Annotated in this window: 24 protein-coding genes; 11 read left to right on the forward strand and 13 right to left on the reverse strand. The window is 70.2% G+C overall.

Going from position 1 to position 25,422, the window contains the following annotated elements:
• Window positions 1-179 precede the first annotated feature (179 nt).
• Both HDA39_RS37320 and HDA39_RS43975 read right to left on the reverse strand, forming a co-directional pair.
• Window positions 180-1,154: a CAP domain-containing protein gene (locus HDA39_RS37320; protein WP_184803407.1), complete on the reverse strand. Its 975-nt coding sequence runs from the start codon at window positions 1,152-1,154 to the stop codon at window positions 180-182.
• 159 nt (window positions 1,155-1,313) lie between these two features.
• A complete protein-coding gene (locus HDA39_RS43975; protein ID WP_184803409.1) occupies window positions 1,314-2,156 on the reverse strand; it encodes a CAP domain-containing protein in 843 nt (280 codons plus the stop codon).
• 123 nt (window positions 2,157-2,279) lie between these two features.
• On the opposite strand from HDA39_RS43975, the gene HDA39_RS37330 reads away from it, so the two are divergent.
• Window positions 2,280-3,200 (forward strand): NAD-dependent epimerase/dehydratase family protein, encoded by a 921-nt coding sequence (locus tag HDA39_RS37330; RefSeq protein WP_184803411.1) that lies wholly within the window; start codon window positions 2,280-2,282, stop codon window positions 3,198-3,200.
• Window positions 3,201-3,286: 86 nt separating this feature from the next.
• Here the strand turns inward: HDA39_RS37330 and HDA39_RS37335 are convergent, their stop codons facing one another.
• Together HDA39_RS37335 and HDA39_RS37340 are read right to left on the reverse strand one after the other, a co-directional pair.
• Complete coding sequence (locus HDA39_RS37335; RefSeq protein ID WP_184803413.1) at window positions 3,287-3,946, reverse strand: GNAT family N-acetyltransferase; 660 nt, start codon at window positions 3,944-3,946, stop codon at window positions 3,287-3,289.
• 89 nt (window positions 3,947-4,035) lie between these two features.
• Window positions 4,036-5,193 carry a GNAT family N-acetyltransferase gene (locus tag HDA39_RS37340; protein ID WP_184803414.1) on the reverse strand — a complete coding sequence of 386 codons (1,158 nt, stop codon included), beginning with the start codon at window positions 5,191-5,193 and terminating at the stop codon, window positions 4,036-4,038.
• 113 nt (window positions 5,194-5,306) lie between these two features.
• On the opposite strand from HDA39_RS37340, the gene HDA39_RS37345 reads away from it, so the two are divergent.
• Window positions 5,307-6,125: a DeoR family transcriptional regulator gene (locus tag HDA39_RS37345; protein ID WP_184803416.1), complete on the forward strand. Its 819-nt coding sequence runs from the start codon at window positions 5,307-5,309 to the stop codon at window positions 6,123-6,125.
• Here HDA39_RS37345 and galK read toward each other — a convergent pair.
• Both galK and galT read right to left on the reverse strand, forming a co-directional pair.
• Window positions 6,122-7,252, reverse strand: coding sequence for a galactokinase (gene galK, locus HDA39_RS37350; protein WP_184803418.1), 1,131 nt, complete (start codon window positions 7,250-7,252; stop codon window positions 6,122-6,124). The genes HDA39_RS37345 and galK overlap by 4 nt on opposite strands.
• Window positions 7,249-8,292: a galactose-1-phosphate uridylyltransferase gene (gene galT / locus HDA39_RS37355; RefSeq protein ID WP_238356253.1), complete on the reverse strand. Its 1,044-nt coding sequence runs from the start codon at window positions 8,290-8,292 to the stop codon at window positions 7,249-7,251. Before galT ends, galK begins: the two co-directional genes overlap by 4 nt.
• A 133-nt stretch (window positions 8,293-8,425) precedes the next feature.
• Between galT and HDA39_RS37360 the strand changes: the two genes are divergently transcribed.
• Window positions 8,426-9,721 carry a hemolysin family protein gene (locus HDA39_RS37360; protein ID WP_184803421.1) on the forward strand — a complete coding sequence of 432 codons (1,296 nt, stop codon included), beginning with the start codon at window positions 8,426-8,428 and terminating at the stop codon, window positions 9,719-9,721.
• Here HDA39_RS37360 and HDA39_RS37365 read toward each other — a convergent pair.
• From HDA39_RS37365 to HDA39_RS37380, 4 genes are read right to left on the reverse strand one after another with little or no spacing between them, the layout of a single operon-like run.
• Complete coding sequence (locus HDA39_RS37365; RefSeq protein WP_184803424.1) at window positions 9,714-10,967, reverse strand: MFS transporter; 1,254 nt, start codon at window positions 10,965-10,967, stop codon at window positions 9,714-9,716. The two genes, HDA39_RS37360 and HDA39_RS37365, sit on opposite strands and share 8 nt — an antisense overlap.
• Window positions 10,964-11,563 carry an ArsR/SmtB family transcription factor gene (locus HDA39_RS37370; protein ID WP_184803426.1) on the reverse strand — a complete coding sequence of 200 codons (600 nt, stop codon included), beginning with the start codon at window positions 11,561-11,563 and terminating at the stop codon, window positions 10,964-10,966. Before HDA39_RS37370 ends, HDA39_RS37365 begins: the two co-directional genes overlap by 4 nt.
• 54 nt (window positions 11,564-11,617) lie before the next feature.
• Entirely contained in the window at window positions 11,618-12,925 is a 1,308-nt protein-coding gene (locus HDA39_RS41995) for a serine/threonine-protein kinase (RefSeq protein ID WP_202893239.1), read from the reverse strand.
• Window positions 12,926-12,974: 49 nt separating this feature from the next.
• The gene (locus HDA39_RS37380) at window positions 12,975-13,835 is read right to left on the reverse strand and encodes an alpha/beta fold hydrolase (RefSeq protein WP_184803428.1); all 861 of its coding nucleotides are present in this window, start codon (window positions 13,833-13,835) and stop codon (window positions 12,975-12,977) included.
• 75 nt (window positions 13,836-13,910) lie between these two features.
• Here HDA39_RS37380 and HDA39_RS37385 point away from each other — a divergent pair, with 75 nt between their 5' ends.
• Window positions 13,911-14,201, forward strand: a complete 291-nt coding sequence (locus HDA39_RS37385) for a YciI family protein (protein WP_337926054.1) — start codon at window positions 13,911-13,913, stop codon at window positions 14,199-14,201.
• Here the strand turns inward: HDA39_RS37385 and HDA39_RS37390 are convergent.
• Entirely contained in the window at window positions 14,194-15,945 is a 1,752-nt protein-coding gene (locus HDA39_RS37390; protein ID WP_184803432.1) for an alpha/beta fold hydrolase, read from the reverse strand. The genes HDA39_RS37385 and HDA39_RS37390 overlap by 8 nt on opposite strands.
• 175 nt (window positions 15,946-16,120) lie before the next feature.
• Between HDA39_RS37390 and HDA39_RS37395 the strand changes: the two genes are divergently transcribed.
• On the forward strand, window positions 16,121-17,356 hold the full coding sequence (locus HDA39_RS37395; RefSeq protein ID WP_184803434.1) for a sensor histidine kinase: 1,236 nt from the start codon (window positions 16,121-16,123) through the stop codon (window positions 17,354-17,356).
• A gap of 13 nt (window positions 17,357-17,369) precedes the next feature.
• A complete protein-coding gene (locus tag HDA39_RS37400) occupies window positions 17,370-18,017 on the forward strand; it encodes a response regulator (RefSeq protein ID WP_184803436.1) in 648 nt (215 codons plus the stop codon).
• Here HDA39_RS37400 and HDA39_RS37405 read toward each other — a convergent pair.
• Together HDA39_RS37405 and HDA39_RS37410 are read right to left on the reverse strand one after the other, a co-directional pair.
• Window positions 17,910-18,467, reverse strand: a complete 558-nt coding sequence (locus HDA39_RS37405) for an RDD family protein (RefSeq protein ID WP_184803438.1) — start codon at window positions 18,465-18,467, stop codon at window positions 17,910-17,912. The genes HDA39_RS37400 and HDA39_RS37405 overlap by 108 nt on opposite strands.
• Before the next feature lie 31 nt (window positions 18,468-18,498).
• Entirely contained in the window at window positions 18,499-19,563 is a 1,065-nt protein-coding gene (locus HDA39_RS37410; RefSeq protein ID WP_184803440.1) for an N-acetylglucosamine kinase, read from the reverse strand.
• Between the two features lie 209 nt (window positions 19,564-19,772).
• Between HDA39_RS37410 and HDA39_RS37415 the strand changes: the two genes are divergently transcribed.
• The 5 genes from HDA39_RS37415 to ngcE (HDA39_RS37435) are packed head-to-tail and all read left to right on the forward strand — an operon-like array spanning window position 19,773 to window position 25,264.
• The gene (locus HDA39_RS37415; protein ID WP_184803442.1) at window positions 19,773-20,582 is read left to right on the forward strand and encodes a sugar isomerase domain-containing protein; all 810 of its coding nucleotides are present in this window, start codon (window positions 19,773-19,775) and stop codon (window positions 20,580-20,582) included.
• A 22-nt stretch (window positions 20,583-20,604) separates the two neighbouring features.
• Window positions 20,605-22,023: an N-acetylglucosamine/diacetylchitobiose ABC transporter substrate-binding protein gene (gene ngcE, locus HDA39_RS37420; protein ID WP_184803444.1), complete on the forward strand. Its 1,419-nt coding sequence runs from the start codon at window positions 20,605-20,607 to the stop codon at window positions 22,021-22,023.
• A gap of 2 nt (window positions 22,024-22,025) precedes the next feature.
• Window positions 22,026-23,021, forward strand: a complete 996-nt coding sequence (locus HDA39_RS37425; RefSeq protein ID WP_184803446.1) for a carbohydrate ABC transporter permease — start codon at window positions 22,026-22,028, stop codon at window positions 23,019-23,021.
• Window positions 23,018-23,908 carry a carbohydrate ABC transporter permease gene (locus tag HDA39_RS37430; protein WP_184803448.1) on the forward strand — a complete coding sequence of 297 codons (891 nt, stop codon included), beginning with the start codon at window positions 23,018-23,020 and terminating at the stop codon, window positions 23,906-23,908. The genes HDA39_RS37425 and HDA39_RS37430 overlap by 4 nt, the downstream gene beginning before the upstream one ends.
• A gap of 9 nt (window positions 23,909-23,917) precedes the next feature.
• The gene (gene ngcE, locus HDA39_RS37435) at window positions 23,918-25,264 is read left to right on the forward strand and encodes an N-acetylglucosamine/diacetylchitobiose ABC transporter substrate-binding protein (RefSeq protein WP_184803450.1); all 1,347 of its coding nucleotides are present in this window, start codon (window positions 23,918-23,920) and stop codon (window positions 25,262-25,264) included.
• The last annotated feature ends 158 nt before the right edge of the window (window positions 25,265-25,422 follow it).

The raw sequence follows: 25,422 nt of genomic DNA on the forward strand, positions 1-25,422 counted from the left end.
CGGGCGCCAGTGAGGGGCGCCGAGCGAAGTGCAAGGACGGATCTACCCGTTGCGTGCGCCGACCAAGCCGCCGCCGGCTGTCGCGGTTCGACAAACCGCACCGGCCGGGCAGTGGTCCGGCGACAAAACATTGTCCTGACAAAAACCCAGCGCGTGTCGCGCTCGACAGGAGCCGGCGATCAGCTGCTGACCTTGCCGAAGTCCTGGACCCAGCTGCCCGGGCCCCACTCCGACTTGACCTGGCCCTCGTCGTACCCGATGCCGATCCGGTTGAACTTGCAGTTCAGGATGTTGGCCCGGTGCCCGTCGCTGTTCATCCAGGCGTTGAACACGCGCTGCGCGGTGCTGTAGCCGGCGGCGATGTTCTCGCCCCAGCCGTTGCCGCGGAATCCGGCCGCCGAGATCCGGTCGCCCGGGTCCTGGCCGTCAGGGTTGGTGTGGTCCATGTAGTGCCGGCGGACCATGTCCGACGCGTGCCGGCCGGCTGCCTCGACCAGGCTGTCGTCCAGCTGGAGCGGGCGGCAGCCCTGGTTGCGGCGGGCGGCATTGGTCAGGTCCAGTACGTCGCGCTCGATCGCGCTGGTGCCGCCACCACCCGACGGGGGCGGCGGCGGGTCGTCCGGCGTCGTCTGGGTCGTCGTCGGCGGCCGTGGGGTCTTGGTGGTCGACTTCGTGGTCGACGGCTTCGGCTTCGGCTTCGCGCTGTCGCCGGCGATCGTCGGCCGGCCGCTCGGCTTGACCGTCACCGTGACGACGCCGCCCGGCGCGGAGGTGACCACGGTGCTCGGCGCGGTGGTGGCCGTCGACGTGGTGGTCGACTCGGCCGATCCCAGCGCCGGCGTACCGGTCGGGGCGATCGTGGTGGTGACGCCGTTCGGCAGGGTCTTGGTGACGGTGACCAGCGGCTTGCCGGGCTTGCCCGGTGCGGAACTGTCGTCGACGGCCGCGGGGCCGGCGTTGTCCTCGGAGACGTTGAGGACCTTGGTCTGCCCGTCGGCGACGTCCGAGCCGTCGCGGTGCGACATCAGGTAGACCACGGGTCCGATGGCCAGCAACACCGACAGGGCACTCACGACCGGGCCGATCAGGCCTCGGCTGCGTTTGCGCGCTGCTCTTCTGCTCCGGTGTCGCCCAGGGGTTGGCGAGTCCGTCATGGGTGGGCGAAATCCTCTTCGTTCGTTCGTACCGAGTCGTTCGTCGATCCCCGCGCGTAGCTCCAGGCCCCCCTGGTTACCGAACAGAGACCTTAACCGATCAGCAAGGCCACTGTTACAAGCGTTCGATCGGTCTTAACGCACCCCGAAGATTCGCCCTCAGCCGCCGAAGTCCTGCACCCAGCTCCCGTTGCCCCAGTCGGGCTTGACCTGGCCGTTGTCGTAGCCGATCCCGATCATCGAGTAGCTGCAGTTGAGCATGTTCTTGCGGTGGCCCTCGCTGTTCATCCAGCCCTTCACCACGGCCGCCGCGGAGCTGTAGCCGACGGCGATGTTCTCGGCCATCGAACCGCCCTTGAACCCGGCGGTCTTCATCCGGTCGAACGGGCTGCGGCCGTCCTGGCTGTTGTGGTCGAAGTAGTGGTTGTCGACCATGTCGGCGGCGTGGTCCTCGGCCGCCCGGGCCAGCGCGCTGTTCGTCCGCAGCGGCCCGCAGCCGGCCTTCTGGCGCTCGTTGTTCGTGAGCTGCAGGACCTGGTTCTCCATCGTGCCGCCGACCGGAGCCGGCTTGGTCGTGGTCGGCTTCGGCGTACTGGAGTGGCTCGGCTTCGGCGACGACTTCGTCGGCTTGGGCGACGGCTTCGGCGTCCGCGTGGTGCCGCGGCTCGGCGCCGTGGTCGACCGGGTCGGCGTGGGCGTCGCGCTCGGCGTCTTCGACGGCGTCTTGCTCGGCGTGGCCGTCGGTGTCGGCGTCGGGGTCGCGCTCGGAGTCGGCGTGGGCGTCGCGTCGCCGGCGGGCGGGGTGCCGGAGGTGACGGCGGTCAGCGGCTCGTCCTGGCTGGTGGGCGCGGCGTCCTTGCCGTCCCGGGTGAAGTACCACCCGCCACCCGCGACCAGCCCGAGGACGACGAGAGCCGCGAGCACAGGTCCGGCGACACCACGTCGTTTCGCGCGCCGAGGACCTTGGTGGCCAGGGAATTCGTCGTACTGAGTGTTGGACACCCGAGGCAACGTAGCGGAGATCGCCAGTCCGGACGAGCCCTTGTGACGAAGGACGTTCCGGCCCTTACAGACCTTTGACGTACTAGCGTTCAGCCCTAGTCCACAATTCTGGGGAGACCAGTCATGCACGTGGTCGTCGGCGCAGGGCCAGTAGGTACGGCGGTCGCGCGGTTGCTCGTCGACCGCGGCGAAGAGGTCAAGCTCGTCACCCGCTCCGGCAGCGGACCCGATCACCCAGCACTCACCAAGGTGGCCGCGGACGCGTCCGACCCCGCGGCGCTGAGCGCGATCGTGGCCGGCGCGAGCACGTTGGTGAGTGCTGGCGGTCCGCCGTACCCGCAGTGGGTCTCGCAGTGGCCGGCGCTCGGCGCCTCACTGATCGCGGCGGCCGAGCAGACCGGCGCCGTACTGGTCACGACCGGAAACCTCTACCCGTACGGCGCTCCGGACGGGCCGATGCGCGAGCAGGACCCGGACCGGCCGAACTCGGCCAAGGGCGAGGTCCGCGCGAAGGTCTGGGCCGACGCTCTCGCGGCGCACCGCGCCGGCCGGATCCGTACGGCGGAAGTGCGCGGCTCGGACTACCTGGGCGCGGGTGCGCTGTCGTTCTTCACGGTCGCTGTGCTGCCCGGGGTGCTGAAGGGCAAGCAGGTCGCCGTACCGGCCGATCTGGACGCGCCGCACAGCTGGACGGCCGTCGACGATGTCGCGCGGACGCTGCTCGCCGTCGCCGACGACGAGAACGCGTGGGGCCGGACGTGGTTGGTGCCGACGGCGCCGCCGGTGTCGATCCGGGACCTGGCAGCACACGCGGCCCGGCTGGCGGGCCTGCCAGCAGCGCGCGTGACGGAGATGCCGGGCGCGGTGCTGTGGCTCGGTGGGTTGTTCAACCCGCAGGCCAAGGAGATCCGGGAACTGCAGTACCAGTTCCGGGCGCCGTTCGTCCTCGACTCGACCCAGGCCGAAGAAGCTTTCGGTATCCGGCCCGTGCCGACCGAGGACGCCCTCCGCGCGACCGTCGAGGCGGCCCGCGGCGGGAGCTAGCGAAGAGGCTGTGGATAAGTCCCACAGCTCGGATCGCAAACTTGTACCCTCAGTGCAGAAGGAAGGAGCGCGCAGGCCAGGCGCACTCAGCAGCGTGCGATGACGATGTCCGCGACGACCTTCCAGCCCAGGCTCCGGTAGAGCCGCAGGCCGTCGATCGACGCGATCAGGATGCCGCGCTTGGCGCCGTGCGCCGCGGCGGTCTCGACCAGCGACGCCATCACGGCGCTGCCGAGGCCGCGCCGCCGGTGCTGCGGATCGGTCTCGATCCGGTCCGCCACGGCGTCCTCGCCGACCACCGCCATCCGGCCGCTCGACACCACGCCGCCGTGCACGGTGGCCCGGCAGACGATCAGGTCGGACTCCAGCTCGGTGTGCAGGGCGTACCGGTCGTTCAGCTGCAGCGCCGGCTGCTCGGACAGCTGGATGGTCATCAACCAGTCCTGCTCGCGCTGCACCTCCAGCCCGAGCTCCTCGAACTGGTCGACCCGGGCCTCACGGTCGTCGGTGGCCAGCGTGATCCAGCCGGCGCCCCGGCCACCACCGGCAGCCATCGCCAGCTCGGCCGCACGCTCGACCCGTTCCGGTTTGTCGTCCGCGTCGAGCACGACGTACTCCATGGCACGGTTGTCCTCGCCCGCGCGCACGGTCAGGATCCCGTCGTTGTCGTCCTCGACCTTGGTCCAGCCCCTCGACACCGACCACCCCGCCTGCCAGCGGCGGACGAGCTCCTCACGATCTCTCACCTGTCGATTCAAGCAGCCCTGGCGCCGGACGGCGAGGGGAAGCGGTGTCGCCAGTCGAACAAATCCGCCTCACACTGTGGACGACTCGCTCAATCCACCACGTTTTCCAGCAGTTTCCGATAGTCAGGGTGCTCGGTCGCGAGCAGGTCGAAGCAGATCAGGTCCTCGTACCGGCCGTCGCGGCGCGGGCTCGCGGCGCGGGCCAGGCCGGTGCGGGTGAAACCGTTGACCTCGGCCACGTGCGCGGACGCCGAGTTCGGCGCGGCGGCGTACAGGACGAGCCGGCGCCGGCCGAGTCCGCCGTCGTCGAGCGGCGTGAACGCGTGCTTGATCGCCAGCCCGACCGCGGCCGACATCACACCGCGGCCGCGCGCGTCCGGGTGACCCCAGTAGCCGATCTCGGCGATCGTCGGGTCGATCCGGTTGCGCAGGTCGAAGGCGCTGACGTTGCCCAGCAGCTCGTCGGTCTCCGGGTCCGCGATCGCCCACGAGACGCCGTCGCCGCCGGCCGCCAGGGCGAGCCGGCCCTCGATGAACCCGTGCGCGTCGTCCAGCCCGTACGGCGAGGGCAGGCCGGCCAGCCACAGCTTGGTTCGCTCGTCGTTGCACGCGGCCATCACCCGTTCGGCGTCCTTCGCCTCGAGCGGGCGCAGGCGGACTCCGTTGCCCTCGACCACCGGGATGGCCCACCAGTTGCCCTGCGGCTCCGGCTCGTCGTCGCGGGTGATCGACGCGACCCACTCGTCACGTCGTACGCCGCGCTGCAGGCCCTCGTCGGGCATCGTCACCATCGACCGGAACCCGGCCTTCCACGCGACCCGCCGCGATCCCCAGTTGCCGACGTACGCGCGCCAGACGACGCGGTGCCAGCGGGCCGCCTCGAACGCGTACCGGACCGCGAGCTTCACCGCGCGCGTCATCACGCCGTTGCCGCGGGCCCACGGCGACACCGCGAACCCGATCTCGCCGACGCCGCCCTGGCGGTCGCGCAGGTCGACGGTCCCCGCGTAGCGGCCGTCGTACTCGATCGCCCAGGAGTACGAGCTGCCGTCGGCCCAGCCGGCCGGGATCTGCTCGGTCAGGAAGGCGACCGCGTGCTCCTGCAGGTACGGCACCGGGATGGTCGTCCAGCGCTGCATCTCCGGGTCCTGGCACGTCGCGTACGCCGGGCCGATGTCGGCCGTGGTGTGGGCGCGCAGGGTGACGGGGCCGTCGGTGAGCACGGGGACGTCGTCGGGGAATCGCATCTCCGCAGCGTGACGCCCGGGACGGTCGGGAGGCAACGCTATTTCGGGGTGGGCCGCACAGGAAACAACACTTTCCCACTGCGCCGACGCGTCGCAGACCGTAGTCTGTGCCTGTGAACGCTGCCGGAAACGCCGAACCGACCCGCGGCCGGGGCGGTCAGCTGGCTGCCCAGCGGCAGGCCACGATCGTTGCCGAGGTCAACAGCCGGGGCGCGGTCACGGTCGCCGAACTGGTCGATCGCTTCGGGGTCTCGGACATGACGATCCGCCGCGACCTGGACGCGCTGGACTCCAGCGGCCTGCTGCACAAGGTGCACGGCGGTGCGACGTCGGTCGGGCTGCGCAGCGCGCACGAGCCCGGGTTCGACGCGAAGCTCACGCAGGAGTCGGGCGCCAAGCAGGCGATCGCTGCGGAGGCCGCGCGGCGCGTTCGGCCGGACAGTGCGATCGGCATCGGAGCCGGTACGACGACGTACGCGCTGGCGCGTCAGCTGCTGCGCGTGGAGAACCTGACCGTCGTGACCAACTCGGCACGGATCGCCGACGTCTTCCACGGCAACGGCCGATCGGACCGGACGGTCGTGCTGATCGGCGGGATCCGTACGCCGTCGGACGCGCTGGTCGGGCCGATCGCGACGGCCGCGCTGCAGTCGCTGCACCTGGACATGCTGTTCCTCGGCGCGCACGGCGTCGATGCCGAGCACGGTCTCAGTACGCCGAACCTGATGGAGGCCGAGACGAACCGGTCGTTCATCGCCGCCAGCCGCGAGGTCGTGCTGGTCGCCGACCACACCAAGTGGGGCACGGTCGGTCTAAGCACGTTCGCCACCTGGAACGACCTGGACGTCATCGTCACCGACACCGGGCTCACCCAATCAGCCCGCAAGTCCATGCGAGACACGGGCTGCGAACTGGTGCTCGCTACTTCCTAAGAGAGCTTGGAAGCACCAGGCGACGGAGTTGCTGCCAGCGACGTCGGTGTCCGGAAGCCGTGGTCGGCGAAGGCCTTCTCGATCGCCTTGAAGGTTTCGTCCGCCTTGGTGGTCTCGACCAGCGCGATGATGCAGCCGCCGAAGCCGCCGCCCGTCATCCGCGCGCCGAGGGCGCCTGCGGCCAGGGCGGTGTCGACGGCTACGTCGAGTTCCGGCACGGTGATCTCGAAGTCGTCGCGGAGGGAGGCGTGCGACGCCGTGAACAGCGGGCCGACGTCGCGCAGGCGGCCGGCGTGCATCAGGGCGACGGCCTGCTCGACGCGGTCGATCTCGGTCACCACGTGCCGGACCCGCCGGCGGTCGACGTCGTCGGACAGCCGCGACAGGGCGTCGTCGAGGTCGGCCAGGGCGATCGACCGCAGAGCCGGTACGCCGAGCGCGGCGGCCGCGTTCTCGCAGCTCTTGCGTCGTGCGGCGTACTCGCCGTCGACGTGCCGGTGCGGTGCCTTCACATCGATCACCAGCAGCGTGAGCCCGTCGGCCTCGGGGTCGAACGGGATCTGCGTCGTCGACATCGCGCGGATGTCGAAGTACAGCGCGTGCCCGGCGGTGCAGCACATCGACGCCATCTGGTCCATCAGCCCGACCGGCGCACCGACGTACTGGTTCTCGGCCTTCTGCGCCAGCCGCGCGACCTCCGCCGGGTCGACCTCGATGCCGCGCAGGCCCAGCAGGGCGACACCGGTCGCGCAGAGCAGCGCGGCCGACGACGACAGGCCGGCGCCGGTCGGCAGGTCGGAGTCGACGAACAGGTTCGCGCCGCCGATCGCGTAGCCGGACTCGCGCAGGATCCACGCCATGCCCGCCGGGTACGTCGCCCAGTCGGTGACCGATCCGGGCGTCAGTGAGTCGAGGGCGAACTCGATGACCGCTTGCTGCCCGTTCGACGAGACCGCGACGATGCCGTCGTCCCGCGCCGACGCCGTGACCGAGATCTCGTTCGGCAACGCGATCGGCAGCACCAGGCCGTCGTTGTAGTCGGTGTGCTCGCCGATCAGGTTGACCCGGCCGGGAGCCCGCCAGGCGCCGTCCGGCGTCGTACCGAAGACCTCTTCGAAGCTACTCACGAGCCGACCTTACGAAGCGTCTCGGCGACGTCCTCGGGGCGGGTGTCGGAGATGAAGGCACCCATGCCCGACTCGGAGCCGGCCAGGTACTTCACCTTGTCCGCGGCCCGGCGGATCGACAGCAGCTCGAGGTGCAGGTAGCCGAGCTCGCGGTCGACGCGGACCGGCGCCGCGTGCCAGGCGGCGATGTAGGGCAGGCGGTCGTCGTACAGGCCGTCGAAGCGGCGCAGTACGTCGAGGTACAGCTGGACGAAGTCGTCGCGCTCGGTGTCGGTCAGCTCGCTGATGTCGGCGACCTGGCGGTGCGGGTACAGGTGGACCTCGACCGGCCAGCGCGCGGCCTCCGGCACGAACGCCGTCCACGTCTCGTTCTCGGCGACGACGCGGGTGCCGTCCTTGCGCTCGGCGGCCAGGATGTCGGCGAACAGGTTGCCGCCGGTCGCCTCGAAGTGCTCGCGGGCGCGGGCCATCAGCGTGCGGATCCGCGGCGGGAGGAACGGGTAGGCGTAGATCTGGCCGTGCGGGTGGCTCAGGGTGACGCCGATCTCGCGGCCGCGGTTCTCGAACGGGAACACGTACTCGACGTCCGGCCGGGCGCTCAGCTCGGCGACCCGGTCGGCCCACGCCTCGACGACCAGCCGGGCCTGGCCCTGGGACAGGTCGGTGAACGACTGGGTGTGGTCGCTGGTGAAGCAGACGACCTCGGTCCGGCCGGGGCCGGCGAACGAGGGGAACCGGTTCGCGAAGACGGCCACGTTGTAGTCGTGGTCGGGGATCTCGGTCGGGTTGTCCGGCGTACTGGCGTCCAGCGGGCACTGGTCGGCCGGCGGCAGGTAGGTCCGGGTGTTGCGGTGGGTGGCGAAGGTGATCATGTCGCCGGTGAGCGGATCGGTGCGCAGGTCGACCTGCGGTTTCGGGGCGGCCAGGCCGCGGGTGTCGGCCAGCGGCACCCGCACGGGAGCGTCCGCCGGGTCGTAGTAGATGAGGTCCCGGCCGTCGGACAGCTTGGTGTCTGTCCGTCGCGCGCCACGCGTCGTCATGCGAATGATCATAAACCAACAGAATTGAACATGCATCGTGAGACCCGGCGCCGCTACTCTTGATCGATGGACGTCGCCCTACTCCCGCGTCCTCTCCCGCTGGCCCGGAGAGGACGCTAGGAACTCCCAGCCCATGAACGAGACCCTGCTCAACATCGTTTTGATCTTCGTCTTCGTGCTGATCGGTGGTGTGTTCGCCGCCGCCGAGATGGCCCTGGTCTCCCTTCGGGAGAGCCAGATCAAGTCGATCGCCACCCGAGGCCGGCGCGGCGAGACCGTCGCCCGGGTCGCCGCGAATCCCAACCGTTTCCTGTCCGCCGTGCAGATCGGCGTCACCCTGATGGGCTTCCTGTCCGCCGCCTTCGGTGGCGCGACACTGGCCGACGGGCTGGCTCCGCACCTGCAGGACCTCGGCCTGCCCGAGTCCGTGGCGAGCACCGTCGCCCTGGTCCTGATCACGGTGGCCATCTCCTACGTGTCGATCGTGATCGGCGAGCTGGCGGCCAAACGGCTCGCGCTGCAGCGCGCCGAGACGTTCGCGCTCGGCCTGGCGCCGCTGGTCGACCGGATCGCCTCGGCCGTCCGGCCGGTGATCTGGCTGCTGTCCCGGTCGACGGACCTGGTGGTCCGCGCGCTCGGCGGCGACCCCAACGCCAACCGTGAGGTGATGACCGACGAGGAGCTGCGTGACCTCGTGTCGGGTCACGAGTCGCTCGGCGAGGAGGAACGCCGGATCGTCGACGACGTCTTCGAGGCCGGCAGCCGGCAGCTGCGCGAGCTGATGCTGCCGCGGACCGAGGTGGACTTCGTCGACGCCGAGATGCCGGCGTACAAGGCGGTCAAGTTCGCCGCCGAGCGGCCGCACTCGCGCTACCCGGTGATGAACGGCTCGGCCGACGACATCGTCGGGTTCGTGCACGTGCGGGACCTGTTCGACCCGGCGGTCGCGTCGCGGTCGGTCCGGGTCGGCGACCTCGCGCGCGACGTCCTGATGCTGCCGGACACCGCGAAGCTGCTGCCGACGCTGACCGAGATGCGCCGCCGCTCGACGCACCTGGCGATCGTGCTCGACGAGTACGGCGGCACCGCCGGCATCGTCACGCTCGAGGACCTGGTCGAGGAGCTGATCGGCGACATCAAGGACGAGTACGACGAGGAGGTGGGCGAGACCACCCGCCTGCGCAGCGGTGACGTCGAGGTCGACGGGCTGCTCAACCTCGACGACTTCGCCGACGAGACCGGCGTCGAGCTGCCCGACGGCCCGTACGAGACGGTCGCCGGCTTCCTCGCCGCCCAGCTCGGCCGTGTTCCCGCGGTCGGCGACGAAGGCGCCGTCGACGGCTACAACATCACCGTCACCGAGATGGACGGCCGCCGGGTGGCCCGGGTCCGGGTCCACCGGGTCGCGGCCACCGAAGAGGTCAGCTAGCGCCGACGAGGGCTGGTGCCTTCTCCTCGAGCAGACTGCTCCGGGCGAGGACCACCAGCCCTCCGACGGTGAAGCCGAGGCCCTGGAAGATCAGGACCGGGATGATGCCGACGACCTCGCCGAGCAGCCCGGACGCGGTGATCCCGACCAGTACGGCGAGCCCTTCGGCGGCGAACAGCGCGCCGAAGACGCGACCTCGTGAGGCGTCGTCGGTGAGTCGCTGCACCACGGTCATCGAGGCGGCGACGACGAACGCGCCGGGCAGTCCCACCGCGATCATCAGCACGTACGCCGGAGTCAAACCGTCGTAGAACAAGGGGTAACAGAACAGGGCCAGGTCGATCAGCCCGAACAGGATCGCCCCCACACCCCACAGCCTCGCCGCCGCGAACCGCGCGCCGACCGCCGCCGCGACCAGCCCGCCGGCGATCCCGCCGACCGCCTGGGCCGACACGATCAACCCGTACGCCGTACTGTCGCCGCCCAGCTCCGCGCTCACGAACGGCGCGAACAGCGTGCTCATCGCGCCCTCGCCGACGCCGGTCACCAGCCCGAAGACGAACACGATCCGCATCGCCCTGCTGCTCAGGCAGATCCGCAGCCCGTCGATCCACTCCGCCTTCAACCGCTGCACCGCGCCGGAGGTCCGCTCCCGCACCACGGCCACCGCCCGGTGCTTCACGCCGCACAGCAAGCCCATCGCCAGGAGATAGGTCGCCGCGTCGACCGCCGCCAGCAGCGGCATCCCGCCCGCGGTCGCCAGCACTCCACCGAGCGCGGCGCCGGTCAACCGGGCGATGTCGTTGCTTTGGCTGTTCAACGCATTCGCCGTCACCAACTGCTGCGGGTCGACCAGGTGCGGCACCAGCGACTGCTCGGCCGGCCGGAAGAACTGCTGCAGGCAACTCTGCGCGAGCACGATCGCGTAGACCACCCACAGCCCGCTCTCGTCGCGGACGAAGAGCAGCGGCAGCAGCACGATCGCGTGCAGCAGGTTGACCACGATCATCGTTCGCCGCCGGTCCCACCGGTCGACGAAAACACCCGCCAGCGAGCCCAGCACCACCAGCGGCACGAACGACGCGAGCAGCAGTCCGCCCGAGGCCAGGGTCGAGCCGGTCAGCTGGTAGACGTGAAAGGCGAGCCCGGTCCGCAGGATCCAGTCGCCGGTCAGTGAGATCAGCCCGGCGCTCAGCACCAGCCGGTAGTCGCGGCGCCGGACCAGTACCGCCCACAGGTCTTTCATGGGGTCTCCTCGGGGAGCACGCTCACGATCCTGGTGATGTCGATCAGCCGGCTGCCCGCGGGACGGGTGGACTTGTCGTCGATCGGCCGCTCGTCGACGTACCGCTGGAGCAACCCGCCGATCTGCTCCTCAAGCTCGGCCAGCTCCTCGCCGGTCAGGTAGATCCCGGTGTGGCTGATCCCCGAGTTCTCCACCAGTACGTCGGGCTCGCTCCGGCGCCGCTGCTGCCAGTCGGTCAGGTTGTTCAGCGCGCGCTCGGCGATCAGCTGCTCGAGGATGTCCGCGGCGGCCGCGCCCTCGCTGGTCAGCCGCGCGCTGCGCCACGTCTGGGACGTGGACACCAGTCGCCAGGGACGTTCGCGGTTGTCCTTGCCCGGCGCCGGCTCGACGAAGTCGTACTTCGCCAGCTGCCGCAGGTGGTGGGAGGCCAGCGCCTGGCTGATCCCCAGCCGCCGCGCCGCATCGGCCGCGGTCAGCGGCCCTTCCTTGCCCAGCAACGCCTGCAGGTCGAGCCGCACCGGGTGGGCCATCGCCCGGATCGCGAGCGGATCGTCCAGCAACCGCCGCCGACGGGGATCCTCAGATTCCAAAGACATGCTTGGAATATGCGGCAGCCTGGATCCGATGTCAAGCTTTTGCTTGGAATAGGGCTAGGGCCTGTTCGGGTTCTTGGTCTTCGACTTGCTCTGGCCGGGCTTGTCGGGCTTACCGGGCTTGCTCGGCTTGCCGTTTCCAGGCGGCTTGGACGGGTCGGCCACGGGCTTGCTGGTGGTACTCGCCCGCCGCTCGGTGGTGACGGTGGTGGTGCTGGGAGGACGGGTCGAGGTGGGCTTCGGGGTCGGCGGCACGACCGGCGTGCTCCGCTGGGTCGACGGCGGCGTCAGGTTGTTCGTCTCCGGCAGCCGCCGGTCGCGGTGGTCCAGTACGACGCCCGCCCCGGCTCCGGCGAGGACGGCGACCGCGGCGCCGGCGCCGATCAGCCTCCGCCGAGACCACCCGCCGGGGAAACGCCGGGGCCTGCCGGAGTCCGGCTCGCCGGAGACGGCAGAGCTGCGGTCCGCCGCGCCGCGACCGTCCCGCAGAACCGCCGTACCGGCGGGCCCGCGACCGTCCGGCAGGACCGCCGTACCGGCGGGCCCGCGACCGTCCGGCAGGACCGCCGTACCGGCGACCTGGGCCGCGGTCGGCCTGTCGTCCGGGTTCTTCGCGAGCATGCTCATCAGCAGGGCCTCGAACTCGCCGGCCAGCCGCGGCCGCAGGTCGCTCGGCGGGGTCGGCTCGGTCGACACCTGCTGGTACATGACCGCGGCCGGCTGGTCGCCCTGGAACGGCGGGTGGCCGGTGACGAGCTGGTAGAGCACACAACCGAGCGCGTACACGTCGGAGGCCTTGCCCGCGGGGAGCCCCTGGGCACGCTCGGGGGCCAGGTAGTGAATCGACCCGAGGATCTGCCCGGTCGCGGTCAGCGTCGTCGTGGTGTCGGTGAGGAACCGCGCGATGCCGAAGTCGGTGACCTTGACCGTGCCGTCGGCGGTGATCAGCAGGTTCTGCGGCTTCAGGTCGCGGTGCACGATGTCGTTGCGGTGCGCCGCGGCCAGCCCGGCCGCACTCTGCCGGATCACGTCGAGCGCGCGGTCGGGACCGAACGGGCCGGACAGCCGCAGCTCGACCGCGAGGGTCCGGCCCTCGACGAGCTCCATCGCCAGGAAGAAGCCGTCCTCGTACGGTCCGAAGTCGTACGCCGCGACCACGTGCGGGTCGGACAGCGACGCCGCCGCCCGTGCCTCACGGTGGAAGCGTTCGGCCATCTCCGGCTCCCGCCGTGCGGGCAGCAGCAGCTTGAGCGCGACCTCCCGGCCGAGCTGTTCGTCGGTCGCGCGGAACACCTCGCCCATGCCACCGCGCCCGAGGGGATCACCCACCCGGTACCGCTCCGCCACCAGTACGTCGCGCCTCATCAGGCTTAAGTACCCGCTCGCACACGCCTCAGCCGCCGCGCCCGCCCTTTCAGCCCAGCGGGTACGCCGTCGGCCCGTCGGCGTGGTCGCGCAGCCAGTCGAGGGCGGACTCGGCGTGGCCGAGGATCGAGATGTGGCTGTCGGCGTCGTACCGGTTCAGCTCGGCGCACGGGAGGTGCTCGGCCAGCCAGTCGCCGTGCGTGGGCGGGATGATCCGGTCGATGCCGCCGTGCAGCAGCAGCACCGGTGCGGTGATCCCGGCCGGGTCGCAGCCCCAGGGCAGCAGGTACGAGACGTCGTCGTCGATCGGCCCGTAGGGCCCGGCCGTGAGCGCGACAGGCCCGGCGATCTGCCCGAGCCAGCCCCACGGCCCGTCGAAGAGCGCCAGGTCGACCGGCGCGAACTCGGGGTCGTAGTCCTCGTCCGCCAACGCTGCCCGCGCCACGCGGCCGGTCCGCGCCGCCTGGAGATTGGTGACGCCGGACCGGATCATCCCGCCGAACCAGTCCAGCCCCGGTACGCCGTACGGCGCGATGCCGGCCAGGCTGACGACCGCCTGCACCCGGTCGCCGAGCGTCGCCGCGCAACCGAGCGCGTACGAGCCGCCGCCGGAGTAGCCCATCACGCTGAACCGGCCGAGTCCGAGCGCGTCCGCGACGTCCTCGGCGTCCCGGGCGACCGAGCCCATCGTCCGGCCGGGCGCGACCGTCGACCCGCCGTACCCGGGCCGGTCGAACGAGACCCAGCGCAGCCCGAGCCAGTCGGAGGCCTCCAGCAGTGGCGCGGGCGGTGTCCCGAGGTTGGGGGTGCCGTGGTGCCAGACGACCGGGACCCGGTGGTCGTCGCCCGGATGCGTGTCGTACACGTGCAGCGCGCGGCCGTCGGGCAGGCGCAGATCGGTCTCTCTCATCGGACAGTCCTTCGCATCGGTGCTGGTTCGGACGGTACGTCGCCACAGCCACCGACGGCTCGACATTTCGGCCGCGTGGCCGCGCGCAAGGCGCTCACGCAGCAGCTCGACGACCTGCTCGCCGAACTGTCCGCGAACGGCGAACTGATCTCCGCCGACCCGTTGGAGGCGCCGTCGCGGGCGAAGGTGGTCCGCGTCCGCGAGGGCGTCCGCGCCACCACCGACGGCCCGTACACGGAGGCGAAGGAGCAACTCGCCGGCGTGTTCATCATCGACGTCGCCTCCGAGGAGCGGGCCGAGGAGATCGCGGCCCGCATCCCGGAGGCGGCCTTCACTGCGGTCGAGCTACGGCCGATCGCTACCTGATCGGCTGGTTCACTGCCGAGATCTGGTCGGACAGCTCGAGCCGCAGCGGGTTGTCGACCGATTTCAGCGCCCCGGCGCGGCCGGCCCGATGAGTGCCCAGGTACTTGTCGACCGGTCCGCGCACCGGGTAGACCTTGCTCTCACCCGGCAGCGGCACCGACGGGCACAGGCTGTTGCCGCTCTTCGAGCCGTACAAGAAGTAGGTGTTCACCACGCCGTCGACGCACGGGTTGCCTTCCAGGCCGTACTGCCCGTGGAAGGCCGCGTCGTCCACCCGCAGTACGTCGACGCCCGGCGCCTTGCGGACCGCGTTCATCGCCTGCTCGTACGACGTCTGCGGGTCGAACTCGCCCTGCACCACCAGCACGTTGCCCCGGACGGACTTCGGCAGCTCCGGCAGGGTCTGCTGGGGCGCGTCGGACCACGGACCGCACACCTCGCTGAGCCCGTACTGCCAGCCGAACAAGGGGTACTTCGGCCCCTGGACGTCGCTCAGCGCCTTGTACCACTGGGTCGACTTGGTCACCTGATCGCCGCAGGCCACCGCGAACCGGGTGATCGGCACCTGCTGGTAGTCCGGGGTGTCCTGGCCGAGGTTGGCCCTCACGACCGCGGCGGTGGTGAGCTTCGCGACAGGCACGCCCAACCGCTGGCGGGACACCGTGTCGGCCAGGCTCCGCAGTCCGGCCGGCAACGCGGCCAGCTTCTTCTGTCCGGCCTGGTCGCCCTCGATGACCACCGAGAGCACGAGGGCGTTGAGGATCCAGCCGATCGCACTTCCGTTGCCGATCAGCAGACTGTCGTAGGTGTCGGGGTCCAGACCTTGCACGGCACCCTTGTCGCGGCCCTTCTCGATGGCGGCCGCGGCCTGGGCGGGCGTGGTGCCGAACACCTCCGGGAGGTTCCGGTTCAGCCACGGCAGGTAGAGCTTCTCGCTCTGCCGTTGACCCATCCGGGCGAAGTCCTCGAAGTCGGCCTGCAGCCGCCCCTGGAAGTCCACACTGGAGTCGAGCACCATCCGGCCGGTCGTGGCCGGGAACAGCGACGCGTACTTCGCGCCCAGCCAGGTCCCGTACGAGTACCCGAGGTAGTTCAACTTGGGTGCCTTGAGCAACTGACGCAGCAGGTCCATGTCGTGCGCGGTCTGCCAGGTGGTGATGTACGGCGCCTCGGCGACGCTCTGGCAGGCCTCGGCGATCGCCTTGGGGATCTGCTGGTGGTCGGCGATGCTCTTGGCCGACCGGTCGCGAGCGTCCTGTGGTCCTTCGGGCACCCGGCCGCTCGGTACCTGGCAGGTGATGCCGAGCCCGGCCTGTCCGGCAGCGCCCTCCTGCCCGGTGCCGCGCGGGTCCATCCCCAGTACGTCGTACTGCGCGTTCAGCGTCGGCTGCAGCTTGGCCAGCCCGGCGGCCAGTCCGGTGCCCTGACCACCGGGCCCGCCCGGGTTGGTCAGGACGACGCCCTGGTAGTCGTCCTTCGCGCCGGTCGCCGAGACCCGGCTGACCGACACCTTCAGGTCCTTGCCCGCGTCCGGTGCCGCCCAGTCCCGGGGCACGGTCAGCTGGGCGCACTGGACGGGTACCTCGGCCTCGAAGGTGCACTGACCCCAGGTCAGCTTCTGCCCGGTGTACTTCGACAGATCGGGGGCGGCGGCAGTGGTGCCGGCGGTCGATGTCAGCGGAAACACTACGGCGAGCAACGAGATCGACGTCGCGGCGGCGAGTCCTACTCGTAGGCGTCTCATAACCTGGCCTTCCTCACGGTGAACGAACCTTCTCGCCCCGAACGTAATGACGGCGCGCACCGCCGCGGCACGACCGAACGGCCGGATCCGCGGCGGCCCCTCGTCCTTTCGGCCAGGGTGGAGTCCAGCCGTCGAGCTGACGTGCGGAGACGGTCGCAGCAGGCATGCTGGGACCATGACGAGTCCTGGCCGCACCCGTGGATCCGGCTCGGGCACGGGCCGCGTCGTCGCCCACCGCCGGCGGGCACCGCTGGTCGCGGAGATCGTGGGCCTCGCGCTGCTCACCGCGGCCGACCTCGCGATCACGCTGGTCCACCCGGCACCGGACGGTGGGCTGCTCGCCGCGTCGTTCACGTCGATCACCCCGGCGATCGGGGTGGGCGCCGCCGTGGTCGCCGTCCTCCGGCGCCACTTCGGGCGGATCGCGCTGCTCACCCTCGTCGTCGCATCGGCCTCACTGCTGGTCAGCGTCGTGAGCGGACTCGCGGACTGGGCCGGAGCACCCGTCCAAGCACAGTCGCCGCTGACCGAGGCTCTTGCGCTGGCCCTGCTGTGCGGAGCCGTCTGCCACCAGCTCCCTTCGCGGTCCGTTGCCCCGCTCGTCGTACTGGTCGGCGTCGCCGCAACCATCGCGGCGCCGCTTCGCTTCGGACTCGACTCGTCCTGGGCCCTGCTCGCCGTACCGGCCGCACTGATGTGGGGTGGCAGCGTGGCGACCGGTCTCGTCCTGCGCGACGCCGACGGCCGGTACGACGCGGAGCTGGCCCGCGCGCGCGAGTCCGAACGGCTCACGTTGGCCCGCGAGCTGCACGACTTCGTCGCGCACCACGTGACCGGGATCGTGGTCCTCGCGCAGGGCGCACAGGTCGCCGCCGCCCGCCGCGACGAACGGCCCGGTTCCTACCCGGAGATCGAGCAGGCCGGCGGCGAGGCCCTGAGTGCGATGCGAAGGCTGGTCGGCATGCTGCGCACCGAGGAGCCGGGCGACACCAGGACCGGCGACGACCCGCCTCGCCCGGCGCTGCTGGCGGAGCTGAAAGAGGCCTGCGGCAACGACCCGCGCGTTCGGCTGACCACCACCCCCGAGGTCGACCGGTTGTCGTTGCCCCCGGCCCTGATCACCGCCGCGCACCGGATCGTGCTGGAGGCGGTCACCAACGCGCGGCGGTACGCCGTACCGGGGTCACCGATCGAGGTCTCGGCCGGACTGCGACGCAAGGGTCTGACCGCGGCGCTGGAGCTCACGGTCGTCAACGCCGTGCCGGCGCAGGCCGAACGCGGTGAGGGGTACGGCTTGGTGGGCATGGCCGAGCGGGCTCAGGCGCTGGGCGGTACGTTGTCGTCCGGCGCCGGCCCCACGGACGAGTGGCGGGTGCACGCCACGTTGCCGGTCGAGCAGCGGTTCCACTGAAGGAGAGGACGCCATGCCCGTACGGATCCTGCTGGCCGACGACCAGGCCATGGTCCGGACCGGCTTCCGCCTGATCCTCGAGTCCGAGCCCGACTTCGAGGTGGTCGCCGAGGCCGCCGACGGCGAGGAAGCGGTCCGGCGCGGCCGCGAGCTGCGGCCGGACGTCGTCCTGATGGACATCCGGATGCCGCTGATCGACGGGATCCAGGCGACCAAGCTCCTGGCCGGTCCCGGCGTCGCCGACCCGCTGCGCGTGGTCGTGGTCACGACGTACGACGTCGACGAGAACGTGTACGCCGCGCTGCGCGCCGGGGCCTGCGGGTTCCTGGTCAAGGACGCCGGCCCGCGGCTGCTGGTCGAGGCGGTCCGCGCGGCCGCCGACGGCGAGTCGATCGTCTCCCCGTCGGTCACCGCCCGGCTGCTCGAACGCTTCGCCCAGGCAGCCGCGCCGACGGCGCCCGTGGAGCACCCGCTGACCGAGCGCGAGGCCGACGTGGTCCGCGCGGTCGCGCGCGGGCGGATGAACAGCGAGATCACCGACGAACTGACACTGTCACTCTCGACCGTCAAGTCGCACCTGGCCGGCGCCCAGCGGAAGCTCGGGCTGCGCAACCGCACCGAGCTCGCCGTCTGGGCCTGGGAGAACCGCCTCGTCGGCTGAGACCGTCGACCGGACCACGACCGTCCGGGCGGCCAGGTCGCCGACCCGTTGCCGGTACGGCGTACAGCAGATCACCACGAACCCGACCAGCCCCCAGAACAGGCCGTCGACCACCCAGAGCAGGTACCGGACCAGGAACTGCTTCCAGCTCGGCAGCGTGCCTTCCAGCGTCAGTGTGCGGAGCCCGAACGCCAGCATGCCGACGGTCCGGCCGCCGTTGCGGCGGGGGAGCAGGATCTCGTTCACGATCTGCAGGACGAAGGCCGAGCCGAGGAAGAGGACACCCAGGACGGTCCCGAGGCCGCGGCCGTACGCGCCCGCCTTGACCAGGACGATCAGGCTCCCGACCGTGATCAGCGTCGACACGATCATCACGGCGAGCAGGTCGAGCAACCACTGCCCACCACGCCGCGGAGTCACCCGAGTCGCCTGAGTGGTCAGAGCAGTCACGCCGCCATCATCCCATCGGCGCCGATGACGCTCAGGCGGGTGGGGCCACCAAGCGGGTGTGGTTGTCGCGGGTCGCCAGCGCCGGGTCCAGGGCGCCGAGGGCGAGCCAGGTGGCCCCGCCGACGCCGTCGTGGGCGGTCAGGACCTCGCCGTGGAAGTGGTCGCGGATGCTCTGCCGCAGCAACCGGCCGACCGGGGACGACTCGCCCGCGACGCTGCCCGCGAGCACCAGAGGGCCGTTGTCCGACGTTGTCCGCAGCCGGCTGACCGTTTCTGTGAGCAGTTCGGCTGCGCGTTTCACCAGGGCGTGTGCCGTCTTGTCGTTCTGGTCGTACGCCGCCACCACCGTGCGGGCCAGCTCGGCCAGGAGGACCGGCGGGCGCGAGTTCACGGTCCTGATCAGGTCGTCACGCAGCAGATCGTAGCCTTCACGCTCCGCGACACCCCCCTCTTGGCGATCCGGCAGCACGGCCTGGACGACGGCCTCGCCCAGCCCGCCGATCGGCTCGCCCAGATCGAGCGCGCGCAGCAGACTGCGCAGCGCCTCCCGGCCGAGCCAGAAGCCGGACCCGTCGTCGCCGAGCAGCCAGCCGTGGCCGTCCGCCGTACGGACCAGGCGGTGGTCGCGGACCAGGCCGGCGGCGCTGCCCGTGCCCGCAATCAGGACGGCGCCGTCCGCCTCGGGCGTCCCGGAGGCGAACGCCACCTCGAGATCGCCGATGTAGCGGGGTGTGCAGACCAGCCCGGCGCCGGACCAGGCCGCGTCGAACTGCGCCGCGACCTCCGGCTTGGACAGGGCGGAACCGCCCGCCGCGCCGATCACCGCGGCCTTCACCGTGGTCGGGTCGAGCGCGAGGGCCGGATCGAGGCCGGTGAGCGCTTGGCGGATGGCCTGACCGAAGTTCGCCGCCGCGCTGGCGGGGTGGCTGGTCGGGTTTCCGCCCGCGGCAGCCCCGCGACCGACTACGTTGCCGTCATGATCAGCGATCACGATCCGGGTGGACGTGCCGCCGAGGTCACCGCCCAGGACCAGTGTGGTGGCAGGTCGCAGGACCACTGTGTCCTGTGGTTCCGGAAGGGCGTGGTCGACGGACATAGGCGGTGCTCCAAACTGCTCAATCAGAGCCGTTAATGGACAATAACGTGCAAGGTCACGCAACGGTCCCGATCTGGAGGGAAGAGTGAGATGAGCCTTGACTTTAGCTGCCAGGTGAGAAAAGTTCTGTCCAGCAAACCGCAAACTTGCGCACTTGTCGGCACGAAGTGTGTCGCGACGAACACATTAGTGGAGGGGCGGGGCCTCTGATGGCCAGCACGACAGATGGCAGTACGGGCGCACACGCGGGGACCGGAACCGAGACCGGTGGCGTCAGTGCGCAGTCGTATGTTCACACTCTGACACCGATCCTGGCCGCCGTCACCGAGCAGATCGACGGCCCGATCCAGGACGCGGCGGACCTGTTCGTCACGTCGCTGCGCAACGACGGCGTGATCCAGGCCTTCGGGTCCGGTCACTCCGAGGCGCTCGCGATGGAGATCGCCGGCCGTGCCGGTGGCCTGATCGCTACCAACCGGCTCGCGCTGCGCGACCTGGTCCTGCTCGGCGGTGAGCCGGTCGAGCTGCTGCGCGGCGGCGAGCTCGAGCGCGATCCGTCGATCTCGCGCCGGCTCTACGAGCTGAGCGCCGCGCAGAAGAACGACCTGTTCGTGATCGCCTCCAACTCCGGCGTCAACGGCTCGATCGTCGAGCTGGCGAGCGTCGTCAAGGAGAACGGTCACCCCCTGATCGCGATCACGTCGCTGCAGCACACCGCCGGCGTCGACTCGCGGCACCCGTCGGGCAAGAAGCTGATCGACTTCGCCGACGTGGTGCTCGACAACCACGCCCCGTACGGCGACTCCGTGCTCGACCTGCCGGGAATCGGCAAGGTCTGCGCCGTGTCGTCCATCACCGCCGCGCTGATTGCGCAGATGCTGGTCGCAGAGGTGCTGCGCCGCTTCGCCGAAGCCGGTGAGAACCCTCCGGTCTACCTGTCCGCGAACATTCCCGGCGGCGACGACCACAACCACGCCCTGGAAGCAAAGTACGCCGGCCGGATCCGTCGTACTGCCTGAAACACACTCGGAAGGCGGGACCATGAGTACTCCCAACAAACTGTCGCGGCGCCTGTTCCTGCAGCGCGCGGCGGTCGGCACCTTGCTGGCCACCGGCGGCAGCACGCTCCTGGCGGCCTGCGCCGGCAGCGGCAGCGACGACAGCGGTTCCACCGGCGGCGGCGCCGACAAGACCGCGGACAACCCGTTCGGCATGGCGGACAAGGCGACCGTCGAGGCGGTGATCTTCAACGGTGGGTACGGCTACGACTACGTGTCGTTCGCGGCCAACCTCGTCCAGCAGAAGTTCGCGGGCTCGACGGTCAAGGTCGCTCCGTCCACCGAGATCGCCCAGCAGCTGCAGCCGCGCTTCGTCGGTGGCAACCCGCCGGACCTGATCGACAACTCCGGCAAGGCCCAGATCGGCTTCGGCACGATCCTGGAGCAGCTGGAGACGCTGGACGACGTCTTCGAGGCCAACAACTACGAGGGCACCAAGATCGCCGACACCCTCTACCCCGGCGCGAAGATCCCCGGCACCTTCGACGGCAAGTTCGTCGCGATGAACTACGTGCTGACCCTGTACGGCCTGTGGTACTCCGAGAGCCTGTTCAAGGAGAACGGCTGGGAGCCGCCGAAGACCTACGACGCGCTGCTCGACCTCGGCGCCAAGGCCAAGGCCAAGGGCAAGTACCTGTTCGTCTTCGGCAAGGAGTCGGCGACCTACTACCACACCCTGGCCGTCGACTCGGCGATCAAGGAGGGTGGCGACGAGGTCCGGCTGTCGCTGGAGAACCTCGAGGGCGACTGCTGGTCGAAGCCGCAGATCCAGGGCGTGTTCAAGGCCATGGAGACTATGGTCAAGAGCGGGTACTTCGTTCCCGGTGGCTCCGGCACCCAGTTCACCGCCGCGCAGGCCAAGTGGAGCAACGACCAGCAGGCCGTGCTCTACCCCTCGGGCTCGTGGATCGAGAACGAGATGAAGAAGGCCACCAAGAGCGGCTTCCAGATGAAGGGCATCCCGGAGCCGACGCTGACCGCCAGCCCGAAGCTGCCGTACGAGTCGCTGCGCAGCGCGGCCGGCGAGCCGTTCATCGTCCCGTCGAAGGGCAAGAACGTTGCCGGCGGCAAGGAGCTCCTGCGGGCGATGCTGTCCAAGGAGGCGGCGACCAACTTCGCCAAGACGCGGCTGGCGCCGACGATCGTCAAGGGCCTGGTGCCCGCCGACGGCTTCGGGTCGACCGCGCTGCAGTCGCAGACCGCGATGCTGGACGCCGCCGGGACGAACATCTTCGACTACCAGTTCGTCGGCCTGTACGGCATGAACACCGACAACCTCGTGGTCTGGAACTCGTTCCTGTCCGGTCAGACCGACGCGGCGGGCCTGACCAAGGGCCTGCAGCAGATCACGGACAAGGTGCGTAACGACAGCTCCGTCAAGAAGATCCCGGTCACCAAGTGACCATGACGCCAGATGTCGTGCCGGACGGTGGACCCACGCGGTCCGCCGTCCGGCGGCGCCGCCGGCCGCTGACCTTCGACCGGGCCAGCTTCATGCTCGTGTTCCTCGGCCTGCCGGTGGCGGTCTTCGTGATCTTCGTGGTGTCGCCGTTCGTGCAGGCGCTGTGGTACTCGCTGACCGACTGGTCGGGGTTCAGCTCGGGGATGAACTTCGTCGGCTTCGACAACTACGTGAAGCTGTTCCACGACGACATCTTCCTCAAGGCCGTCCGCAACAACGTCCTGCTCGTCATCGTCGTACCGATCGTGACGATCGTGCTGGCGCTGACGCTGGCCACGCTGGTGACGATCGGCGGCTCCGGGACCGGGACCGTCCGGGGACTGCGGTACGCCGGCTTCTACCGGATCATCTCGTTCTTCCCGTACGTGATCCCCGCGATCGTGATCGGCCTGATCTGGGCCCAGGTGTTCACCCCCGGCTCGGGCGTCCTGGACGCGCTGCTGACGAAGGTCGGCCTGTCCGGGTTCGAGAACTACGCCTGGCTCGGTGACGCGCGGACCGCGATGCCGGCCTCGATGTTCGTGATGATCTGGGGCTTCGTCGGCTTCTACATGGTGCTGTTCATCGCCGCCATCCGGGGGATCGAGCCCGAGGTGTTCGAGGCGGCCCGGATCGACGGCGCCGGCCGGTTCCGCAGCGCGGTGTCCATCACGGTGCCGCTGATCCGCGACAACGTGCAGACGGCGTACATCTATCTCGGCATCGCGGCGCTCGACGGGTTCGTCTACATGCAGGCGCTGAACCCCGGCGGCGGGCCGCAGAACTCGACCCTGGTGATGCCGCAGCAGCTGTTCACCACTGCCTTCACCAAGGGGCAGTTCGGGTACTCGACGGCGATGGGCGTGATCCTCGCCGCGGTGACGATGCTGTTCGCGCTCCTGGTCTTCACAGTGAACGCCCTGACCGGCGGACGCGAGCGGAAGGTGAAACGCCGATGACGACAACCACCGCCGACCGGGCCGTCGTGGCCGACTCCCGGGCGCCTCGCGAGCGCGCCCCGGAGGGCCGGGGCGTGGCGACCGTCGCCCACCTCGCGCTGATCCTGTGGTCGCTGCTGGTCATCCTGCCGCTGGTGTGGACCGTGCTGTCCTCGTTCAAGTCGACGCAGGAGGTGCTGGGCAACCCGCTGTCGCTGCCGGGCCAGCTGCGCTTCGAGAACTACGTCAACGCCTGGACGACGGCCGGCATCGGCCGTTACTTCGCGAACACCGTGATCGTCGTGGGCACCGCGCTGGTGCTGGTGATGATCCTCGGCGCCATGTGCGCGTACGTGCTGGCGAGGTTCTCGTTCCCCGGCAACCGGCTGATCTACTACTCGATGCTGGCCGGCCTGACGTTCCCGGTCTTCCTGGCGATCGTGCCGCTGTTCTTCGTGCTGAAGAACTTCGCGCTGCTCAACACCCTGCCAGGGTTGATCATCACCTACGTCGCGTTCGCGCTGCCGTTCACCGTGTTCTTCCTGCACAGCTTCTTCAAGGCGCTGCCGCACGAGATCTACGAGGCGGCGCAGATCGACGGCGCGGGCGAGTGGCGCACGTTCTTCTCGGTGATGCTGCCGATGGCCCGGCCGGGCATGGCCTCGGTCGCCATCTTCAACTTCCTGGGGTTGTGGAACCAGTTCCTGCTGCCCGTCGCCCTGAACACCGACTCGAAGAACTACGTGCTCTCGCAGGGCATGGCGTCGTTCGCGTCGCAGGCCGGGTACGCGGTGGACTTCGGTGCGCTGTTCGCGGCCGTGGTGATCACGGTGGCACCGGTGCTGGTCGTCTACATCATCTTCCAGCGTCAGCTGCAGGTCTCCGTGACCGCCGGAGGCGTGAAGTAGCCTTCGGACGTGCTGAAGCGGCGTACGGTACTGCAGGGCGCTCTCGCGAGCGCCCTGCTTACTGGTTGCTCGACCGAGAAGCCCAGTGGGCCGGCCCGGACGAAGGACAACCCGTTCGGGGTGGTGGCCGATCGGCCGCTCGAGGTCGTCGTCTCCGAGGAGTACGGCGGCTTCGGCGCCCCGCAGTACCGGGCCAAGTACGGGCAGGCGGTCGTCACCGTCACGCCGACCAAACAGCTGCGGGACCTGCTGCAGTCGCGGTTCGCGGCGGGGAGCCCGCCTGACGTCGTACTGAACACCGGGGACAAGGCGCTGTCCGTGAGCCGCCTGGTCGCCGACGGGCACCTGTCCGACCTCGGGCCGCTGCTGGCGGCCCCGTCCTGGGACAACAAGGACGAGGCCGTCGAGGACGTCGTACTGCCCGGCATGCTCGACTCCGGCCGGTACGACGGGTCGCTGCGGTCGCTGAACTACCTGGTCGACGTCTACGGCCTCTGGTACTCCGCCCGGCTCTTCCAGCAGCGCGGCTGGGACGTACCGCGTACCTGGCCCGAGCTGCTCGCGCTGGGCGCCGAGATGAGGGCTGCCGGGCTCGGCGCCTTCACGTACGCCGGAGTACACCCGTACTACGTGTTCGAGGCGGTCCTGACGCTCGCGGTGAAGACCGGCGGGCACGACGTCGCCAAGCGGATCGACAACCTCGAGGACGGCGCCTGGAAGGACCAGAGCGTCACCCGGGCGATCACCGCGTTCGGTGAGCTGGCCCGGCGCGGCCTGATCGCCACGGGAAGCGCCCAGCTCGACCACACCGGCTCGCAGACCCGGCTGATGCAGTCCAAGGCCGGCCTGCTGCCGTGCGGGAACTGGCTGGAGAACGAGATGAAGCCGGTCATCCCGGCGGGCTTCGGGCTGACCATGTTCGCGCTGCCGCCGCTGGACGGCTCGCCGGCGCTGCCGCGCGGGGTGCACGTCGCGCCTGGTTCGCCGCTGCTGGTCCCGGCCCAGGGGCCGAACGAGCCCGGCGGCGTCGAGTACCTGCGGGCGATGCTGTCGCGGGAGGTCGCCGGGCAGGTGACCAAGGAGACCAACCGGCTGACCGTCGTACGGGGTGCTGCTGACGGTCAGGAGATCAGTACGGCGCTGCGCTCGGCGCGCGACCTGCTGACCGCGGCGGGGGACCAGGCGATCGGCTGGTACTTCGACGACTGGTACCCGACGCTCGGCAAGGCGGCCGGGGATCTGACCGGCCAGTTCTTGGCCGGCGCTTTCCGCGTGGACGAGTGGACCGCCCGCATCCAGGCCGTCGCCGACCAGGTGAAGCAGGACGAATCGGTCACCAAGTACCACCGGGACTGAACGACCACCTGACGCCTCAGGCCGTCGACCCCACGCCGCCTGGCGCTTCAGGTCGTCGACCCACGCCGCCTGACGCCTCAAGTGGTCGACCCACACCGCCTGACGCCTCAAATAGTCGCCCAGCTAAGGTTAGGGCAACCTAATACAGTGTCCCGCCC

This window comes from Kribbella italica, from assembly GCF_014205135.1.
GTDB lineage: Bacteria > Actinomycetota > Actinomycetes > Propionibacteriales > Kribbellaceae > Kribbella > Kribbella italica.